Annotated in this window: 20 protein-coding genes and 1 pseudogene; 17 read left to right on the forward strand and 4 right to left on the reverse strand. The window is 52.0% G+C overall.

Annotated features, from left to right (window positions below; genetic code table 11):
* Positions 1–6: 6 nt before the first annotated feature.
* From DTP52_RS16510 to DTP52_RS16545, 8 genes are all read left to right on the forward strand, one after another.
* A complete protein-coding gene (locus DTP52_RS16510) occupies positions 7–447 on the forward strand; it encodes a phage tail protein (RefSeq protein ID WP_109754330.1) in 441 nt (146 codons plus the stop codon).
* Positions 444–1,703 carry a phage late control D family protein gene (locus DTP52_RS16515; protein WP_109754331.1) on the forward strand — a complete coding sequence of 420 codons (1,260 nt, stop codon included), beginning with the start codon at positions 444–446 and terminating at the stop codon, positions 1,701–1,703. The genes DTP52_RS16510 and DTP52_RS16515 overlap by 4 nt, the downstream gene beginning before the upstream one ends.
* 53 nt (positions 1,704–1,756) lie before the next feature.
* On the forward strand, positions 1,757–1,957 hold the full coding sequence (locus tag DTP52_RS16520) for a Com family DNA-binding transcriptional regulator (protein WP_109754524.1): 201 nt from the start codon (positions 1,757–1,759) through the stop codon (positions 1,955–1,957).
* Complete coding sequence (locus tag DTP52_RS16525) at positions 1,918–2,766, forward strand: DNA cytosine methyltransferase (RefSeq protein WP_109754332.1); 849 nt, start codon at positions 1,918–1,920, stop codon at positions 2,764–2,766. Before DTP52_RS16520 ends, DTP52_RS16525 begins: the two co-directional genes overlap by 40 nt.
* Before the next feature lie 247 nt (positions 2,767–3,013).
* Positions 3,014–3,325, forward strand: a complete 312-nt coding sequence (locus DTP52_RS16530; RefSeq protein WP_109754333.1) for a DUF1778 domain-containing protein — start codon at positions 3,014–3,016, stop codon at positions 3,323–3,325.
* Positions 3,297–3,842, forward strand: coding sequence for a GNAT family N-acetyltransferase (locus DTP52_RS16535; protein ID WP_109754334.1), 546 nt, complete (start codon positions 3,297–3,299; stop codon positions 3,840–3,842). The genes DTP52_RS16530 and DTP52_RS16535 overlap by 29 nt, the downstream gene beginning before the upstream one ends.
* A gap of 709 nt (positions 3,843–4,551) precedes the next feature.
* A complete protein-coding gene (locus DTP52_RS16540; RefSeq protein ID WP_109754335.1) occupies positions 4,552–5,352 on the forward strand; it encodes a hypothetical protein in 801 nt (266 codons plus the stop codon).
* Positions 5,349–6,047 carry a hypothetical protein gene (locus DTP52_RS16545; RefSeq protein WP_109754336.1) on the forward strand — a complete coding sequence of 233 codons (699 nt, stop codon included), beginning with the start codon at positions 5,349–5,351 and terminating at the stop codon, positions 6,045–6,047. The genes DTP52_RS16540 and DTP52_RS16545 overlap by 4 nt, the downstream gene beginning before the upstream one ends.
* 9 nt (positions 6,048–6,056) lie before the next feature.
* Here the strand turns inward: DTP52_RS16545 and DTP52_RS16550 are convergent, their stop codons facing one another.
* Positions 6,057–7,013, reverse strand: coding sequence for a DUF4238 domain-containing protein (locus DTP52_RS16550; protein ID WP_158285168.1), 957 nt, complete (start codon positions 7,011–7,013; stop codon positions 6,057–6,059).
* Between the two features lie 54 nt (positions 7,014–7,067).
* Here DTP52_RS16550 and DTP52_RS16555 point away from each other — a divergent pair, with 54 nt between their 5' ends.
* Both DTP52_RS16555 and DTP52_RS31060 read left to right on the forward strand, forming a co-directional pair.
* A complete protein-coding gene (locus DTP52_RS16555) occupies positions 7,068–7,358 on the forward strand; it encodes a hypothetical protein (protein WP_178082491.1) in 291 nt (96 codons plus the stop codon).
* Positions 7,359–7,606: 248 nt separating this feature from the next.
* Positions 7,607–7,873 carry a hypothetical protein gene (locus tag DTP52_RS31060; protein WP_146206862.1) on the forward strand — a complete coding sequence of 89 codons (267 nt, stop codon included), beginning with the start codon at positions 7,607–7,609 and terminating at the stop codon, positions 7,871–7,873.
* A gap of 410 nt (positions 7,874–8,283) precedes the next feature.
* On the opposite strand, the gene DTP52_RS16560 is transcribed toward DTP52_RS31060, so the two are convergent.
* Complete coding sequence (locus DTP52_RS16560) at positions 8,284–8,631, reverse strand: helix-turn-helix domain-containing protein (protein WP_109754338.1); 348 nt, start codon at positions 8,629–8,631, stop codon at positions 8,284–8,286.
* Positions 8,632–8,733: 102 nt separating this feature from the next.
* Between DTP52_RS16560 and DTP52_RS16565 the strand changes: the two are divergent.
* The 4 genes and pseudogenes from DTP52_RS16565 to DTP52_RS16580 all read left to right on the forward strand — a co-directional run.
* A pseudogene (locus tag DTP52_RS16565) lies at positions 8,734–8,928 on the forward strand (DNA-binding protein); the annotation flags it as partial.
* A 40-nt stretch (positions 8,929–8,968) separates the two neighbouring features.
* Positions 8,969–9,256, forward strand: coding sequence for an ogr/Delta-like zinc finger family protein (locus DTP52_RS16570; protein WP_109754339.1), 288 nt, complete (start codon positions 8,969–8,971; stop codon positions 9,254–9,256).
* Positions 9,257–9,496: a hypothetical protein gene (locus DTP52_RS16575; protein ID WP_109754340.1), complete on the forward strand. Its 240-nt coding sequence runs from the start codon at positions 9,257–9,259 to the stop codon at positions 9,494–9,496. It begins immediately after the preceding gene.
* Positions 9,497–9,565: 69 nt separating this feature from the next.
* Entirely contained in the window at positions 9,566–12,286 is a 2,721-nt protein-coding gene (locus DTP52_RS16580; RefSeq protein ID WP_178082492.1) for a toprim domain-containing protein, read from the forward strand.
* 151 nt (positions 12,287–12,437) lie between these two features.
* On the opposite strand, the gene DTP52_RS31120 is transcribed toward DTP52_RS16580, so the two are convergent.
* A complete protein-coding gene (locus DTP52_RS31120) occupies positions 12,438–12,782 on the reverse strand; it encodes a hypothetical protein (protein WP_158285169.1) in 345 nt (114 codons plus the stop codon).
* Positions 12,783–12,918: 136 nt separating this feature from the next.
* Here DTP52_RS31120 and DTP52_RS16590 point away from each other — a divergent pair, with 136 nt between their 5' ends.
* The 3 genes from DTP52_RS16590 to DTP52_RS16600 all read left to right on the forward strand — a co-directional run bounded on the left by DTP52_RS16590 (position 12,919) and on the right by DTP52_RS16600 (position 15,077).
* Complete coding sequence (locus DTP52_RS16590; protein ID WP_109754342.1) at positions 12,919–13,128, forward strand: hypothetical protein; 210 nt, start codon at positions 12,919–12,921, stop codon at positions 13,126–13,128.
* Positions 13,129–13,233: 105 nt separating this feature from the next.
* Complete coding sequence (locus DTP52_RS16595; RefSeq protein ID WP_109754343.1) at positions 13,234–14,400, forward strand: Arm DNA-binding domain-containing protein; 1,167 nt, start codon at positions 13,234–13,236, stop codon at positions 14,398–14,400.
* A 29-nt stretch (positions 14,401–14,429) separates the two neighbouring features.
* Complete coding sequence (locus DTP52_RS16600) at positions 14,430–15,077, forward strand: hypothetical protein (protein ID WP_146206863.1); 648 nt, start codon at positions 14,430–14,432, stop codon at positions 15,075–15,077.
* Between the two features lie 41 nt (positions 15,078–15,118).
* On the opposite strand, the gene DTP52_RS16605 is transcribed toward DTP52_RS16600, so the two are convergent.
* Positions 15,119–15,718 (reverse strand): hypothetical protein, encoded by a 600-nt coding sequence (locus tag DTP52_RS16605; protein WP_146206864.1) that lies wholly within the window; start codon positions 15,716–15,718, stop codon positions 15,119–15,121.
* Positions 15,719–15,937 lie beyond the last annotated feature (219 nt).

Genomic DNA, 15,937 nt, shown 5'->3' on the forward strand with positions numbered 1-15,937 from the left:
CCGACCATGATGCTTGCCTTGGGCATGTTCGTCTTCAGCCTTTCCACTGCGGCCTACCAGGCGCTGCAACGTCAAACCGAATGGCGCCACGCGAGCAACAACCGCGTCGGCGCTGCCCCCGCTCGACAATTCGTCGGTCGCGGCGACGACACCATTACCCTGCCCGGTATCATCTTGCCGGAGCTGGCCGGCAGTGCCCTGAGCCTCGACGCCCTGCGCCTGATGGCAAATACCGGTAAGGCCTGGCCGATGGTTGAAGGCAGCGGCCGGATCTATGGCTTGTGGATTATCGAAAGCCTGCACGAAACCAAAACCCTGTTCTTCCGTGACGGTACGCCACGACGTATCGAGTTCACGCTGAGCCTCAAGCGCATCGATGATGACCGCATTGACCTGCTAGGCGCTGCCACCCGTGTGGGCGTTAGTATCATGAGGGCGCTGCTGTGATTGACGCGACGTTGTCCAAGGTCACCGGCTACATCGAAGGCTTGGTCGGTGGCTACCGCCGCGATGCCGCTTACCCCGTGCCGGCGTATCGCATCACTGTCGATGGCAAGGACATCGCCCAGTTGATCAGCCCGCGCCTGATGAACCTGGACCTGACCGATAATCGCGGCATCGAGGCCGACCAACTCAGCATCACCCTCAGCGATCATGACGGGCTGCTGACTATTCCGCCGAAAGGTGCAGTGATCCGCCTGTGGTTGGGCTGGAGCGACAGCGGCCTAGTGGACAAAGGCAGCTACACGGTCGATGAAATCGAACACAGCGGCGCGCCGGACGTGCTGAATATTCGCGCCCGTTCGGCGGACCTGCGCAAGAGTTTCAAAACCAAGCGCGAGCGCAGTTGGAGCAACACCACGCTCGGTGCCGTTCTGGCCGATATCGCCTTGGGCAACGGTCTGAGCGCCAGCATCGCCGACGCCTTGGCCGGATTGACCATCCTGCAGTTGGACCAGGCCAACGAATCTGACGCCAACCTGATCAGTCGTATCGGGGAAGAGTTCGACGCCGTGGTCACCGTCAAGGCGGGGTGCCTGCTGTGCCTGCCGGCTGGCGGCGGCAAGACGGCCAGCGGCGCCGACCTGCCGCACATCACCCTCACCCGCACCGACGGCGACCAACACCGCTACCTGAAAACTGATCGCGACAGCTACGACGGGGTGCGAGCGTACTTCTACGACGTGAACAGCGCGAAGAAACAGGAAGCCATTGCCGGTGGTGGCGACTACCTCAAAGACCTGCGCCACACCTACAGCGACCGCCAGTCAGCCTTGCGCGCCGCTCGTGCTGAATTCAACCGGCTACAACGCGGTAGCGCGACGCTCAGCTACACCCTTGCCCGGGGTCGGCCTGACCTGATTCCCGAATTGACCTACACGCTGCTGGGGGTGAAGCCGGAGATCGACGCGATCATCTGGTACGGCGGCAACGTGCTGCACAGCCTCGATGCGGACAACGGTTACACCGTCGACCTGATGCTGGAAAGCAAGCTGCCCGAGGACAGGGTTGAGGATCTGGCTGAAGAGAACAGAGGCGACTTCACCGGCCTCATTGCCCATTACCGAGATCGGAAGACCGGCAAGGAAAAGGCGGTGACTGCAGGTGATCAGAGCAGGCCGAAGCGGTTGCGATGGTTGTACGCCACGGAGAAATCAGCAAAGCGGGCGATTGATCGGGAGTGGAGGCGAATGCAGAGATAGACGCCATGACCCGGACACGGAAAAGCGATTACGAACATCTCAAGGACGATTACATGCAGGACATACGTTGCGGCCATTGCTGTCGCAAGCTGGCCGCCGCCAGCGGCTTCCAGGAACTACAGATCAAATGTCCGCGTTGCCGGACGCTTAACCATTTGAAGGCCCAGAGCCTCCCCTCAGCGTGCCGCGAGCATCCAGAACACCGAGTTCATGAATGCAGCAACCCACCATTGGCAGCCTGTTCGCAGGCATAGGAGGCTTTGATGTCGGTTTTGAAAACGCCGGATACCGCAGCGATTGGCAAGTTGAACTCAACCCCATCAACCGGGCTGTGCTTGCCGATCGATTTCCCCATGCACAGCAATTTGAAGACGTGCGCACCTGTGGCGCCCACAACCTCTCCCCCGTCGATGTCCTCACCGCAGGCTTCCCCTGCCAGGACATCAGCATTGCCGGATGCCGAGAGAGCAACCAAGACACCCGAGGCCTACGCGGCGAGCGCAGCGGCCTGTTCTGGGAAGTCGTACGTATCCTCAAGGAGATACAACCTGGCTGGGTGGTGCTTGAGAACGTCGTTAACCTGCTCGCTGTCAACGATAGCCAAGACTTTGAGACAGTCGTCCGGGCCCTTGCGGACTGCGGGTATGTGGGATTTTGGCGAGTGCTTAATGCTCAATATTTCGGAGTCCCCCAGCAACGTCGTCGAATATTCCTGGTCGCCGGTTATCGACGAATGCCCCCCTTCGAGTTCCTGGCTGACGCCGCGCCAGTGGATGCAATACCTCCAGCGTCTCGCTCGATCCAATGGCCACGCCCCGCGGATACCTGGGCTGCCAATACTCTATTGGCAAACAAAGCCGGCTCCCAGATCGCTATGGGCTGTACCACTTTCGTCGCTCATCCGAACGGATGGGATCAGATGGCTGAGCGGCAGCGAGCGGCTGAAGATGATGGGTTTTGCCTCGGACTGGATGCGGCCAACCTTGCGGAGGCTTTCAGTGCCGGAAATGCCGTTGTTACGCAGGTTGCGGAGTGGGTTGGCACAAAGCTGATCAATGCATAACGTTCAGCACGCGCGATCCAGCAAGGTGTACGGCTGATAGCCGTACACCTTGACAATCGACTGTCGTACGGCTATCATCCGTACCGCTAGCAAAAAATACAATAATGAATGAATACGAGAATTAGAAACGTCAACGTAAATGAGAGGAGAGCACAGTGATCATTATGACCCCATCCAGGGTAAAAAAATGAGATCGACATAAATTTAACCTAGAAGGAAAATATAAATTTAGCACAAGGTATTAAACATGAAAACTTTAGACGAAACACTTAGAACCGTAAAAAGCGCAAGACTTGAAATAAAAACCACCGACTTTGCAAAGGAGTTCATTAAGAAAGCAGCAACGATTTCAGGCTTAGACATGTCATCTTTCATAATGGCTTCAGCCTTTGAAAAGGCAGAAGCAGTTATAGAAAACCACAGGAGAATCGAGGTTTCCGAACAAGCCTTCTCCCGTTTACAACAAATCCTCCTAGAGGATGAAACCGCTGCGCCTACAAGCGCACTACTTAGACTAATGCGAGGGCAACATGAAAACAGACGAGATGCCAACATGTGAGATTGACAGCAATCTGCTTGTCAACTTTGATAAGTACACCTACCCCAAAACGTTCAATTCCGGTGTAGGTGTAATTAATTCGTATTTTACGGGAAGTTTTAAGCGCGCCCTTAAAAGCGAAAATATTAATGCGATTGGTGCAATAACACCAACAAAAGAAGTAATCGGCTTTTGCACGCTTACCTTGTCGGACATTGACAAGGCAATAGCCCAGAATGGCATTAATGATAAAAACTTGCCATCTCGCATCCCAGTCATACGGTTGGTAATGCTCGGAGTCGATGTTAACTATCAAGGGTTGGGCATAGGCCAACAGCTCCTGATGGAAGCCTTCAAACAGGCAGCCCGAGTTCATAAAGAGATCCCTATAAAAGGGGTTTATTTGGACTCAGCACCCAACGCCGTCTCGTTCTATGAACAGCTGGGGTTCAAACAAATTGACGCGCCGGATATCAACCAAAGCACGCCAATGCTACTCGGAATCAAAGTGATCCTGCAGGCTATTGCAGCCTCTTAGCACTATCTATTGATTCGCCTACAGCGATTGTAGCAGGCTTACCTATGTCGCTATCAATGTAACTCTGTTGGCCAGAGCTTCATTGATAGCGAAGCCCATGACACCCATTCGAAGGCCTTTTCAGAACTCTGAAAAGGTTTTTACAAGGCAATCCAATCTGAGGAAAATTCCTCCTAGGTTACTTCACGCAGCGTCAGCACATGAAGCCAAAACAGAACTAATTCGCCCCGTCAGTATCAAGAAGCGGCGCTACACACCATATGGCGGGGCCTTACTGCCATCTTTTCCCCATTTCATCCTTGCTGCGTCGCCAAGCTTTTTGCTCCCTTACTCCCCCTTAATTGCACCCCTGTCCAGAGCCGATCTCGTCGCTACCCGAACGGATGGGATCAGATGGTTGAGCGGCAGCGAGCGCTGAAAATGAGGGGTTTTGCCTCGGACTGGATGCGGCAACCTTCCAGAGGCTTTCAGTGTCATAAACGCCGCTGTTGCGCAGGTCGCGGATTGAGATGGGCGGGGGATGATTGCGGATCTACCGTCATTCTCGGACCGGTAATGTCCGTCCGGGTCTTCTGGATCCGAGGAATATGTTCGACAGGAGTATACCTCTCCGCCTTTCCTGGCTGAGCCACCTTGCATCACGAAGGGGTGGCATTTGGCCATCCAGCGATGGTAGGATGCATTTTTTCGTTAACATGGAAATAAGCAAATGGAATTCGATTTTTCGATTTTATACGATAGTGACGAGAAAGAATTTAACGGATTGGACTTATATTATGGCTCTAAATCATTACAAGGCATAAGTGAAGCAATATCCATTGCCACACACGGCATCGTCAATAAATCTTATATAAGTAGATCTACAGCCAGAAAAGGCATAAAAATCGATTTCAAAACGAGCTTTAGTGGCTCCTTCAAGCAACGATTTAAGGTTGCTTTCACTAACGAAAAGACAATTTCCAATCTTCACACCCTGACCACTAAAAGTTATATCGAGTTACTGCAATATACACTCGGCCAAGTTATTGGCGACAACCGCGAGATAAACAGACGCACGGCAATCAAAACATTTGAGAAAATGTATTTCAGTGAGGACATTACCCATCGCCTTACCACATCGATCTCAGACGTGCACTTACCTGTTAAATATCAAGGTTTGAAAGCTACTCTTTATGCCGCACAGACTCCAATAGCCACCTTCAACCAAAACACGTTGAGTTATCTAGAAGAAGAAATAACCAACCCCGTCATTGAAAAACTTATCATTGGCATTAGTAGGTTCAACGCTCGCACCGGGACAGGAAGGTTGGTTCAAGATATTGATGGGGACTCCTTCAGTTTTGTACCGCACCATATGTTTTCCAAACGTCAGAAAGGCATCCTTGTTAGAAGCCTTCATGGACTCACCCAAGGTAACTTTTCAGCCTTAAATGCTGAGGTGACTCGCGTAACGCTCAACAATGGTGCGACCAAGTACTTCATTCTGCATAAAGCTGAGCTTATCGTGTGAAGCGCTTGCTGATTTGCGGTGTAGCAATACTGCTTTCCGTGATGTACTACATCTATTTTAGCATCGTCGGAGAAGTCACCAAAGCGGACCTCGGCCCTTTGGGTGACTTCATCGGCGGAAACATAAATCCTCTTTTAACCTTTATTTCAGTAGTACTACTCATCGATACCGTAGTCATTCAACGCAAAGCCGCCGAAGACTCAAAAGCCTCTGAGATCGAAGCGCGAAAAACCATAAAGCTTCAATCGGACCTAGCAGCGAAGCAGAGCTTTGAGTCATCACTTTTCAATTTGATAGCTCTTTGCTTGAACGAAATAAAGAATATCCGCCTCCCGTTAAGAAGCGGAACTTATACTGGAAATCAAGCCTTCGGACAATACCTCGAAGTGTTCGATCAGCTCATGTCCTCTCAAAATAAGACAGCGATCCTCAACCAGCTAGAAAGCCTTTCTTCGGACGCGCTTTACGACAACTTAAAAAATTTTGCCATGGTCTTCAAGTTCATCACGGACTATGCGACCCCGTCGGAGAAGGAAAATTATATTTCCCTCGCCTTAACAATGATGCCGACTTCCTTGATTACGTTACTTTGCATAGCTCGTAATCACGGAAACTGGCCGATCCTTTCCAGTTTTGAAACCGCAAAAATATTCGATCGCGAGCCGTTAATAAAAGTACTCCACCACTATTCTTAGACAATTACTCTAACGCTTCCATTGAGGAATGTGTTGACGAACTTGGAGTATGGACTCCCTCGTAGCCCCATAAACAGTTTCACCACAAGTCTCGGCCATGCACTTATTTAAATGCGCTACATCCTCGATCGTCACCATTCCCTTTAAATTATTGTAGTCTTCTGAATCGTTAATCATATATGCATGCGTTGGAGATAACGGGTAGTAAAGGTCTAGTTTTTCCGGAGGGCTGTCTGGCAGAGTTTTCTTCAAACAAGAGTGTACGTTAACGACTGGCCTATCACTTGTGATGAAAGGCTTACCTGTCTTATTTTCAATCAAAAAGTGCCGGTCCTTAGGCGTTTCAAGCAAGCCTTTCCCCAAATTTATACCCAGCATAAAACTCACGAACCACCAGTTACGCCTCATCGCGCTCGTGACAAATTCCGGCAAGTTTCTCGACGAAGCGTCGATAGACTTATCTCGGACTGTTTTAGTTCGAATTAGCTGCTGAGCAATATAAAAGCAAAAGTAGCTTCTTTGATGCTGATCAACTAATAAGTCTGTATTACCTCGGCGTAGCTCGCTGATTAACGGCCAAGCTTCTCGCTCAATCTTGCCATGCATGTCTTCCAAAACATTGAATTGGAGAATTTGCGATGCTAGGTCAGTGTCTGCATGATGGTATTTAGACCTGGATTTGAGCACATTTGAGATGGTAATAAAATTTTCGAGGAATCCCATGTGCAAAGATTGAAGATCATCGCTTGCGAGCTTAGAAATTGTACGAATGTATAAAAGATCATCATCATTGAAGGACGTAATCTTGTAAAAGCCTAGTTCTCTAGCCAGCCCTTTTACGCTATCGGTTGCGGGTAGTCCTTTTTTTGTGATGTAATGAATATCGTTCTTATTTGCCCACGCCTTTAGATAACGCGCCCAGACATAATGGTGTTTTCGCTTTACTTCGAGATCCTTAGGTTTCATAGGCATCCACTGAACGGGGTCACGTTCGAAAAAGGGCAGATATAGTAAGGCTGAATGAATTTTACGGTCGAGCCATCGCGCCTGCCAATGGATGGTTTGAATGGCTCAAAGATCCGGACGATCCCAAAAAAGCCGCCCTACTTCATTCGCCTGAAAAACCAGGCACCGATGTTCTTCGGCATCCTGGCCCAGGTGGCACCGAGACTGGAGCCGAACGACCAAGACGGGCATGTCATCGTCACCGCTGCCAGTGACCAGGGCTTGATCGATATCCATGACTGGCAGCCCCTCCGGTGCTGGCCCCCCATTACTGGCCTGGAAATGGCTCGACCCGGCCACGGCTGAAGAGATCGCCAAGACTGCTTGTCGACTGACTAAGGACTTCGAGTGGTTTCGCGTTGGCAGAGAGGTTGGCAATGTCAACCAAGGCCCACAGCTAATCCTTCCGCTGGATAATCTGCCCTGACAAGAAGGCTTTTCGACTCCTAGAGCCGGTGCGCCATAGCTACATTCAATCAACGCCTAGTGGACGTACGGATGACAAACGTGAAAGCCTAGAGACGGCCAAAAACGGCCTCTACAGAGAAAACCCTATGAGCAGAAAAAAACAAGATGTTGAACAACCGGGGATGACCAATGGCCTTAAGGCTCTTGGCCATGTAGCAATTGGAATTCAGTACGATATGGCACTGGCTTTCGCGAAGGCCAATCCTGGCCTATCTACCGAGCAGATCATTCATCTGGCAGCAGTAGGCTCTACGATCCAATTCGATGCAGTGATTGATCAACACTACACCGGGAAAAGCGCACCTGAAATAACGTCAAAGCTCCGTAATGTCCGTCCTGGAAAAGCACGGTGATTTTGAGCGGCACTAGGATGCCGCATAGCCGTAGGTAGAGGGTCTCCGCCCAGCTGAGATCCTCTACCTTGCCAGCTTCAACTACAACAAACTCGTCATCTTGAAAATAAAGACCTTTCTCAGGCCCCTGTGATCTTTGAGATCATGGAGCGTACGCAAGCGCCCTCGCAACGTGCCTTATATAACCCCGATCTGTATCAGACAGCTCCCTGTACCATGTAAGAAGATTCCACTCATCTCGTGTTAGCTCAGAATTTTCGCGGTCGCTCTTCTCCACGCCAATGTTCTTTTTCTCATCCTGATCCAACATGCCCACTACTCCATTAAGTGCATTGCGTGCGCAACGTTACTTAGGCGTGTGGGAAATCAAAACCGAAATCCATCGTAACGAATCGTTTAAATACAACTAGTTATTTCTCAGCGCCGGAAACACCGGGAGCATCAGCCATCGCCCTGATGATTCGATGCACAGCTTTTTGGTCATAGTCAGACAAGGTCCTGAACTGGTGCAGCAGCGTTTCTTCTGCCTCGGTCAAGCCTTCGAGCGCACGTTGCGTTCGCCTTCCAGTCAACACGTACGGAACATCGACACCGGCCTTGAGCACGGCTGTGAGGTAGACGGAATCAGGGTTTCGCTCTCCTTTCTCATAGCTGCCTTGAGTATTGCGGGTGATGCCACCCAGTTGCGCAAAGGCCTCCTGGTTGAGCCCAAGCCGCGTCCGTTCTTCACGCAAGCGTTCACCCACGCCAACGTCCATGTCATTTTCAGATGCACAACTTTTCAAACTTTCACCCTTTACAGGCACAAATCCTTGGGCATAATTGCACCAAATCAACACGGATGCCCACGAATGGACACTATGCCCGCCCCTCTCACACCCGAGCAAGCCCGAGCGGTGCTTGATCGAAAAGGTCTCAGCATTGCGGAGTTCTCTCGTCAGAACGCGCTGAACAGCAACCTGGTCAGCGACCTGCTGAATGGCCGGAAGAAAGGACGCCGCGGCGAAGCCCATCGGGCGGCGGTGTTACTGGGCATCAAGCTCGGCACTGTGTCGGCAACCGTCACTCCATCAGCCCTCGCGCAAGGACGCCGCCGTGAGCACATACAAATTGGTCTGCCCTCATTGCCAATCACGGATGCGCATACGCACCAGTGAAGGCACACATATTTTTCTTCGCATTGCTTACTTGCAGTGCACTAACGAGGCTTGCGGTTGGTCTGTTCGCGCCGAGTTTGAAATGACGCACGAGATGAGCCCGAGTGGGATGGCCAACCCATCGGTCAAGTTGCCGCTGGCAGATATCGCGCTACGTCGTGAGGCGATGACAACGAATGGCGCTCAACTCGAACTGTTACCCCCACTCAAGGATGGAGCGGACTAAATGAACGATACCCAGCCTATTTCGCTTGATTACCGCAGCAGCATGCAACAGGCCGCCCTCGCCTATCTGGCTCGACATCAAGCAGAACATCTAGTCGATGGCGATCAATTGTTCAAAAACTGTGTCCACCATCTGATCGTTGCCCTTGAGGTGCCGTCCGGCATTGCGACGAAATTGGCACAGTTAGCCTGGACCGAGCATCACGCAGCGTCCGGCCTCAACCACTCCACCACGCTTTAACCCTTAATCATTGGCTCAACCCTACTCGACCGTAGGGCTGGGCTTGTATTGCCCATCAGTTGGTGCGACATGGAACAGTCAGAAACGCTACGGGCTGAAGTGCTTCAGCGGCTCAAGAACGATTACGGATTCAAGGCGCGGCTGAGCGATGTCTATTGGCGCGGCGGTAAGTGCCCAGCCTGTGGACAAAAAGAGCTGTATACCCGTGTTTCGAAACCGTGGCTGATCATTTGCGGCCGCAAGAGCAAATGTGCGCAGCGTTGGCACGTTAAGGAGCTGTATGAGGATCTGTTCGATGACTGGAGCCGTCGAGCGCCCTCTTGCGATCAATATCCCATCGCGACGGCTCGAGCTTATCTGGAATTCGCCCGGGGGTTTCGGCTTGAGCTGATTCAGGGTTGGTTCACCCAGGAGTCCTACTATTCCCGCGAGCTGAACGAAGGCAGCACCACGGTCCGCTTCGCCCTGGAAAAAGGGGGGTATTGGGAACGGCTGATCGATCGTCCGCACCGCTTCGGCAAGATGAAAGCTCGGTTCAAACCTGGCGATAGTCCTCGCGGCGTTTGGTGGTGTCCGCCTTGCGTCGAATTGCTGGAGGTCGCCGAACTGTGGATTGTCGAGGGGATCTTCGACGCTATCGCTCTGGTGCATAACGGCATTGCCGCGGTGTCGTCTATGTCATCCAACGCCTTTCCCGAAGAGTCATTGAGAGAGCTGGCACGACTACGCGGCAGCAAAGTGCCCAAGTTGGTTTGGGCGCTGGACAACGAGCCCGGCGCGCACAAGTACACCAAGCAATGGGTGCGGCAAGCCCGTGCCTTGGGCTATGAATGCGAAGCAGCGCAGATCCCTCAGCCTGACAGCCGCAAGGTTGATTGGAATGACCTGCATCAGCGCTGGGCCTTCATTGATGACGGGCCCCAGCGTACCGAACAAATCAAAAAAGACCTGGCTACCGCCCGCTATCATGGCTCGCTTCTGATCGCCGAAAACGCGACCGAGAAAGGCGTGCTGATGTACGAATGGCGCGAGCGCTACGAGTTTCACTTCGCGTTTGAGAGCCGGTTGTACTGGTTCAAGATGGACCTGGAGAAATTCAACAAGGCCATGCAGGCGTTAGAGTCTTCGGAGCGCCATGAAGACCAGTTGCTTAACGATAAACAACGACGTGACAAGGCATTGCGCCAATGCGGTGGGGTTGTCGAAATCGCCAACTGCTATCCCCAGGCGCTGTACTTCCAACACAACGAGGTCACCGACGAGTCCTGGTACTACTTTCGCGTGGACTTCCCTCACGACGGCGGCAGCGTAAAGAACACCTTCACAGGCGGCCAGGTCGCTGCCGCCAGCGAGTTCAAGAAGCGCTTGCTCAGCATGGCTGCCGGCGCGGTGTTCACCGGCAGTGGGAAGCAGCTCGACAAGATCATGAAGGACCAGCTCTATGGGCTTAAAACTGTAGAGACGATCGATTATGTGGGCTACAGCAAGGAGCACGGTGCCTATGTGTTCGGTGATATTGCCGTGCGCAATGGCATCGTCAGCAAGGTCAACAAAGAGGACTTTTTTGAGTTCGACAAGCTGCGGCTCAAGACGCTGCAGAAGTCGATTGCGATGCACATCCAGCGTGATGCCAAGCACTACCGCAACGACTGGTTGCCCATGCTTTGGACATGTTTTGGTGCCAAGGGAATCGTGGCGCTGGCGTTCTGGTTTGGCTCGCTGTTCGCCGAGCAGATTCGCGCACAGTACAAGTCGTTTCCCTTCCTGGAGGTCACGGGCGAGGCCGGTGCCGGTAAAACGACGCTGCTGACTTTTCTTTGGAAGCTCCTGGGCCGAGAACACGAGGGTTTCGATCCGTCGAAATCAACCCGTGCCGGCCGCCAGCGGGCGATGGGCCAAGTCTCCAACATGCCGGTGGTGTTGATCGAGGGCGACCGCAACGAGCCGGATAAGGCACATGCTAAGGGCTTTGACTGGGACGAGCTGAAAGACTTCTTTGGCGGTGGCACCCTCGGCACCCGGGGGATGAAAACCAGTGGTAACGAAACCTACGAGCCACCGTTTCGGGGTGTCGTCGCCATCAGTCAGAACGCCGACGTTAGCGCCTCGGAAGCGATCCTGACTCGGATTATCAAAACCCACTTTACTCGCCCAGTAGTGACCACTGAGAGCCGTGCCGCAGCGGATAACCTGAACCTGATCCCGGTGGAACAACTCAGCCACTTTCTGCTGATGGCCGTGCGAGCTGAAGCCCAGGTCATGACGAAGTTTGCCGAGCGCGTGGCGGTGCATGAGCAATGTCTGCGCCAGCTTAAGGAGATCCGTGTCGAGCGGATCACCAAGAACCACAGCCAGATCATGGCGCTGGTGGACTGCCTTTGTTTGATCTGTCCGCTGGATGAAAACCAGCGTGTCACGACTCATCAAGCCCTGACCGCCATGGCTCTGGAACGTCAGGCGGCGATCAGTGCTGACCACCCTTTGGTTGCCGAATTTTGGGACGTTTACGAGTACCTGGAAAGCCTCGGCGAAGGGCCGCAGGTCAATCACAGCATCGACCCGAAACTCATCGCCATCAACCTCAACGACTTCGCCGAAAAAGCCAGCGATCACCGACAGAACCTCGCGGATCTCAAGACCCTGCGCACGCTGTTGGTCAATAGCCGCAGCCGCAAGCTGCTAGAGGTGAACAAGGCCACCTACAGCGCGGTTCGAGCAGCTCAGGCAGCCAATAACACGATGGCTAAGAAATCCACAACCGTGCGTTGCTGGACCTTCCAGAACGCCTAAGCAGCATCGTTTGTAACCACTACCAGGCGCAACGCCTGGACAACACCAAAGGAGCAACACCATGTCATCAGATCGACTCATAGAAGCGTTTGACGAAATTTTTCGATACGAGAGAGCCCTTCCGGCTATTCGCCTAGCGGGTATTGAGGCGCTACACCGATTGATGCCTGTCGCTCAAGGTCATTCGGGACAGAGTGGCGTCATAGGGCGCTTCTTGCTCGGGCTTTACAACGGCCAGGACTACCCCTTCGACATGACCGAACTGCGTCGGATCGATGCGGTTCTTTTCGATGATTGTATAGCCGTCTTGCGGCTCGATAACACGGCCGAACGAGAGGTGCATCGGTACTTCGAGAACGGCGATGCGATTTGGGAGGAACTGCGGAATCGATGGGCATGAAGACCGGAACGAAGTCGTAGCAATCATCACGCAAGACCAGGCCAAGGCCTGAAAGATGGTGTCGAGGAGCGCCAACTCCTCGACACCGACCACCACTAAGGAGCAGCACCATGCAAGCACGGAACCCAAGCAGCAGTGCCGGGGAGACTAGCACGAGCGCGCTGGAATTTGATGATGACGTTTCCTACGTTGCCCTAACCAAAAGATGCGTCGACTTCAAGGAGTTGGCGCGATGAACAATGGCAAATCCTTTCCTTGGAATCTCGACCTGACGGGGTTCTGCGACCAATGCGGGAAATACCGCGCCCACGGCAACCATTACAAGTGCAGTAAGGCCCGGCAGGCCATTAACGAGCAACGGCGGGCCGAAGAAGCCCTGTCAGGAAAAGCTTCGAGACCCAAAAGAAGTGCCTGCCTGTTCTGGTTACTCCGTCAGGGCTGATCGATAGCGCTCAGTTAGAAAACAACGCAGCACGGAAGGCCAGGGACGGCCTTCCCTCCCGCCGGGCTCTGGTGGGGGCTATTCATACATCGCATGGAGACGCGCATGGCAAATGGCGTAGAGGCTCGTGGAAATTCGGTACGGGTCTATTTTCGTTTCAATGGAGAGTTGTGCCGGGAGCTTGTGCCCGGCGGCAATACAGCGGCAAACCGGAAGCATGCGGCGCGCCTAGTGAACATCATCGAATACGAGATACAGGCCGGTACCTTCGATTACTGTCGGCATTTCCCTAACTCGGCAAGACTGGTCGAGAACACCTTCGGACACTATCTGGACCTGTGGCTAAAAATTAAAGCCAACGGTGTGGCCGCCGCCTCTTACCGAGGATATGCCAATAAGGCAGAAGTCCATGTCCGACCGCGCTGGGGAAAAGTTCAGATTGACCAGATCGACCACTTGGATTTGCAGGAGTGGGTGCAGGATACGCTTTCGACGCGGCTAAAGAACAAAACCATCCGAGACATCATCTGCAATGTGCGGCAGATTTTCAGGCTGTACCGCACTCGTAAAAAGGTTGCTCACGACCCTACAGAGGGGCTATTCGTCCGCCTGCCCGATCCTGAAGCGCCGGACCCGTTCACCAGGGCGGAAATCAAACAGATTCTTGAAACGCCGACCAGCCGTACGCAAGAGCTGTTGATGGTGCAATTCATGATTTGGGCGGGGCCGAGGGTTTCAGAGACTATTGCTTTGGCGTGGGAGGATGTCGATTTGGAGCAAGGGACGGTGACGTTTCGCCGGTCGAAGGTGCGCGGCGCTTATCGGGTGACGAAAACTCGGCGTTCGACGCGGAAGGTACGGTTGCTGGAGCCGGCTTGGGATGCGTTGCGCAAGATCAATGCAATAAATCAGAAGAAGCAGGCGGAGACAGTCGATATCGTTGAACGCGACAACAAGACGGTGCGGCAACATAAATTGCACTTTGTTTTTTTGAATACCAAAAGCGGTTTGCCGCACGTCAGTGATTTCGTAGTGCGGGATCGGTTTTTCAAGGCTCATTTGAATGCGGCCGGGGTTCGGTACCGAGGACCGGGGCAGTGTCGGCATACGTATGCCAGTCAGTTGCTGACTACGGGGGTGGCTTCGATTGATTGGATTGCGGAGCAGATGGGGCACACGAATGGGAATATGATTCGGCAGCACTATGGCACATGGATTAATGAGGATGGGCCGGATGTTATTGGTTTGCTTCAGCACGCACTTGGTTTATAAATACCTTGCACTTTATGGATGGCAAAAAAATGCCCTTACTGCATCGATATGACTCACTGCTGTTAAAAAAGAATGTAGCTCTTGCACAGCCCTATTCTCATCGTATGAGCCAATGCCTAGCGTTGCGACTTAACAATTATTCTTTGCTCAGGCGACTCAACAAATTTTCGGTATTAGATGAGATTGCGCTGCTTGAAAAAACACCGACCAGTAAATTTACTGGCACAAAAAAAGCTGAAAAATTCAGAGGTTCAATTTTGGGGCGCTTCTGGCACAAGCATTATTTCGACGCACAACATCTGCCTCAGAATGTAGTTAACAAATGGTTCGCTGACTACGCAGTAAACCAAGGCTTACTGAAAGACAAGCTACATGAAATTTTGATGATAGATGAAGATGATTCAGACATGGAGAATTATCGACTAACCAAGGCCAATCAAATATCACATGCCATCGTTTATGGCGGAATAGAATCGAGAAAAAAAAGGGGAGCGCTGACAGGCGAATGGTTAATTTACTATATCCATGATGGGCTCAACTACTATTTGGATTTAGCTGACCATAAAGAACTAGACGATCAACAAAAACTCTTTGACCGTTTGAAAGACGAGTGCGCTTGGGAGTTCCCGTTTGCGTTCGAAACTCCCACCGTCGACGATGCGGGATCCCCCATCTAAAGTGTTGCAAGCAAACGGCTGCAAACCTTAATTTTTCGCAGTCAACGCGGTTCGTGCTTAGGGATGGCGGCGATCTCGAAGGTGATACCACGAGCTGTAAATGCCTCTTGAATCCAAACAGTAAACTTAAGCATAAAAGCCATAAACACAATAAGAAATCTTATTCTATTGTCAGCTCCCGCCCAAGAGTGAGTGATACCCACTGAATTACCATACTGATCTTTCCCTCCTGCATACACCGAAAAATCCTCACACCTTAAAGTCTGAGCTGTTGATTCTACGGCGTCAATTTTTTTCTTCAGCGCGTCTACCATGGATCCTTCAAGGGAATATCCCTTTCTATGAGAGAAGCGATTCCTAATCTCGTTGATCTTATCCATAACGGTATAAATATCGGCCGGCATACCAAGATCTTTTGACTTAGTAAGTTTGGTCCTAAAAGGTACAAAACCTTTGTTATACATATATTCATCGCCAGTCAATTTTCTGGACCAGAGATTCAAAAACTCTTCAAGTATCAAATGGCCTCTTAGCACGCAAAGGGCCTCATCGGGGATGTTGATCATTGCGAGAAAATCATTCGGTTCAAATATCCTGCTGAAATCAGCTCCTACCGCAACATAAGTTTCATTAGCGACCATATTCACCTCGAGCCCATTCATCGATCATTTCTGATCGCACAGTAACATTGCTGCGGCATCTTTCGGGTCACCAGATCAACAGCCAGCCAAAAGCCCTCTCCGGGGAAGCTAGCATGACCGAATAAGCGTGCCATGTTCCCATATTGTTCCCATATCGCCCTTTTTCAGACACCAAAAACCACAAACCCCCGACTTTCTCTAGGAAAATCAGGGGTTTGT

The sequence above is a fragment of the Pseudomonas sp. 43mfcvi1.1 genome (assembly GCF_900115935.1).
GTDB lineage: Bacteria > Pseudomonadota > Gammaproteobacteria > Pseudomonadales > Pseudomonadaceae > Aquipseudomonas > Aquipseudomonas bijieensis.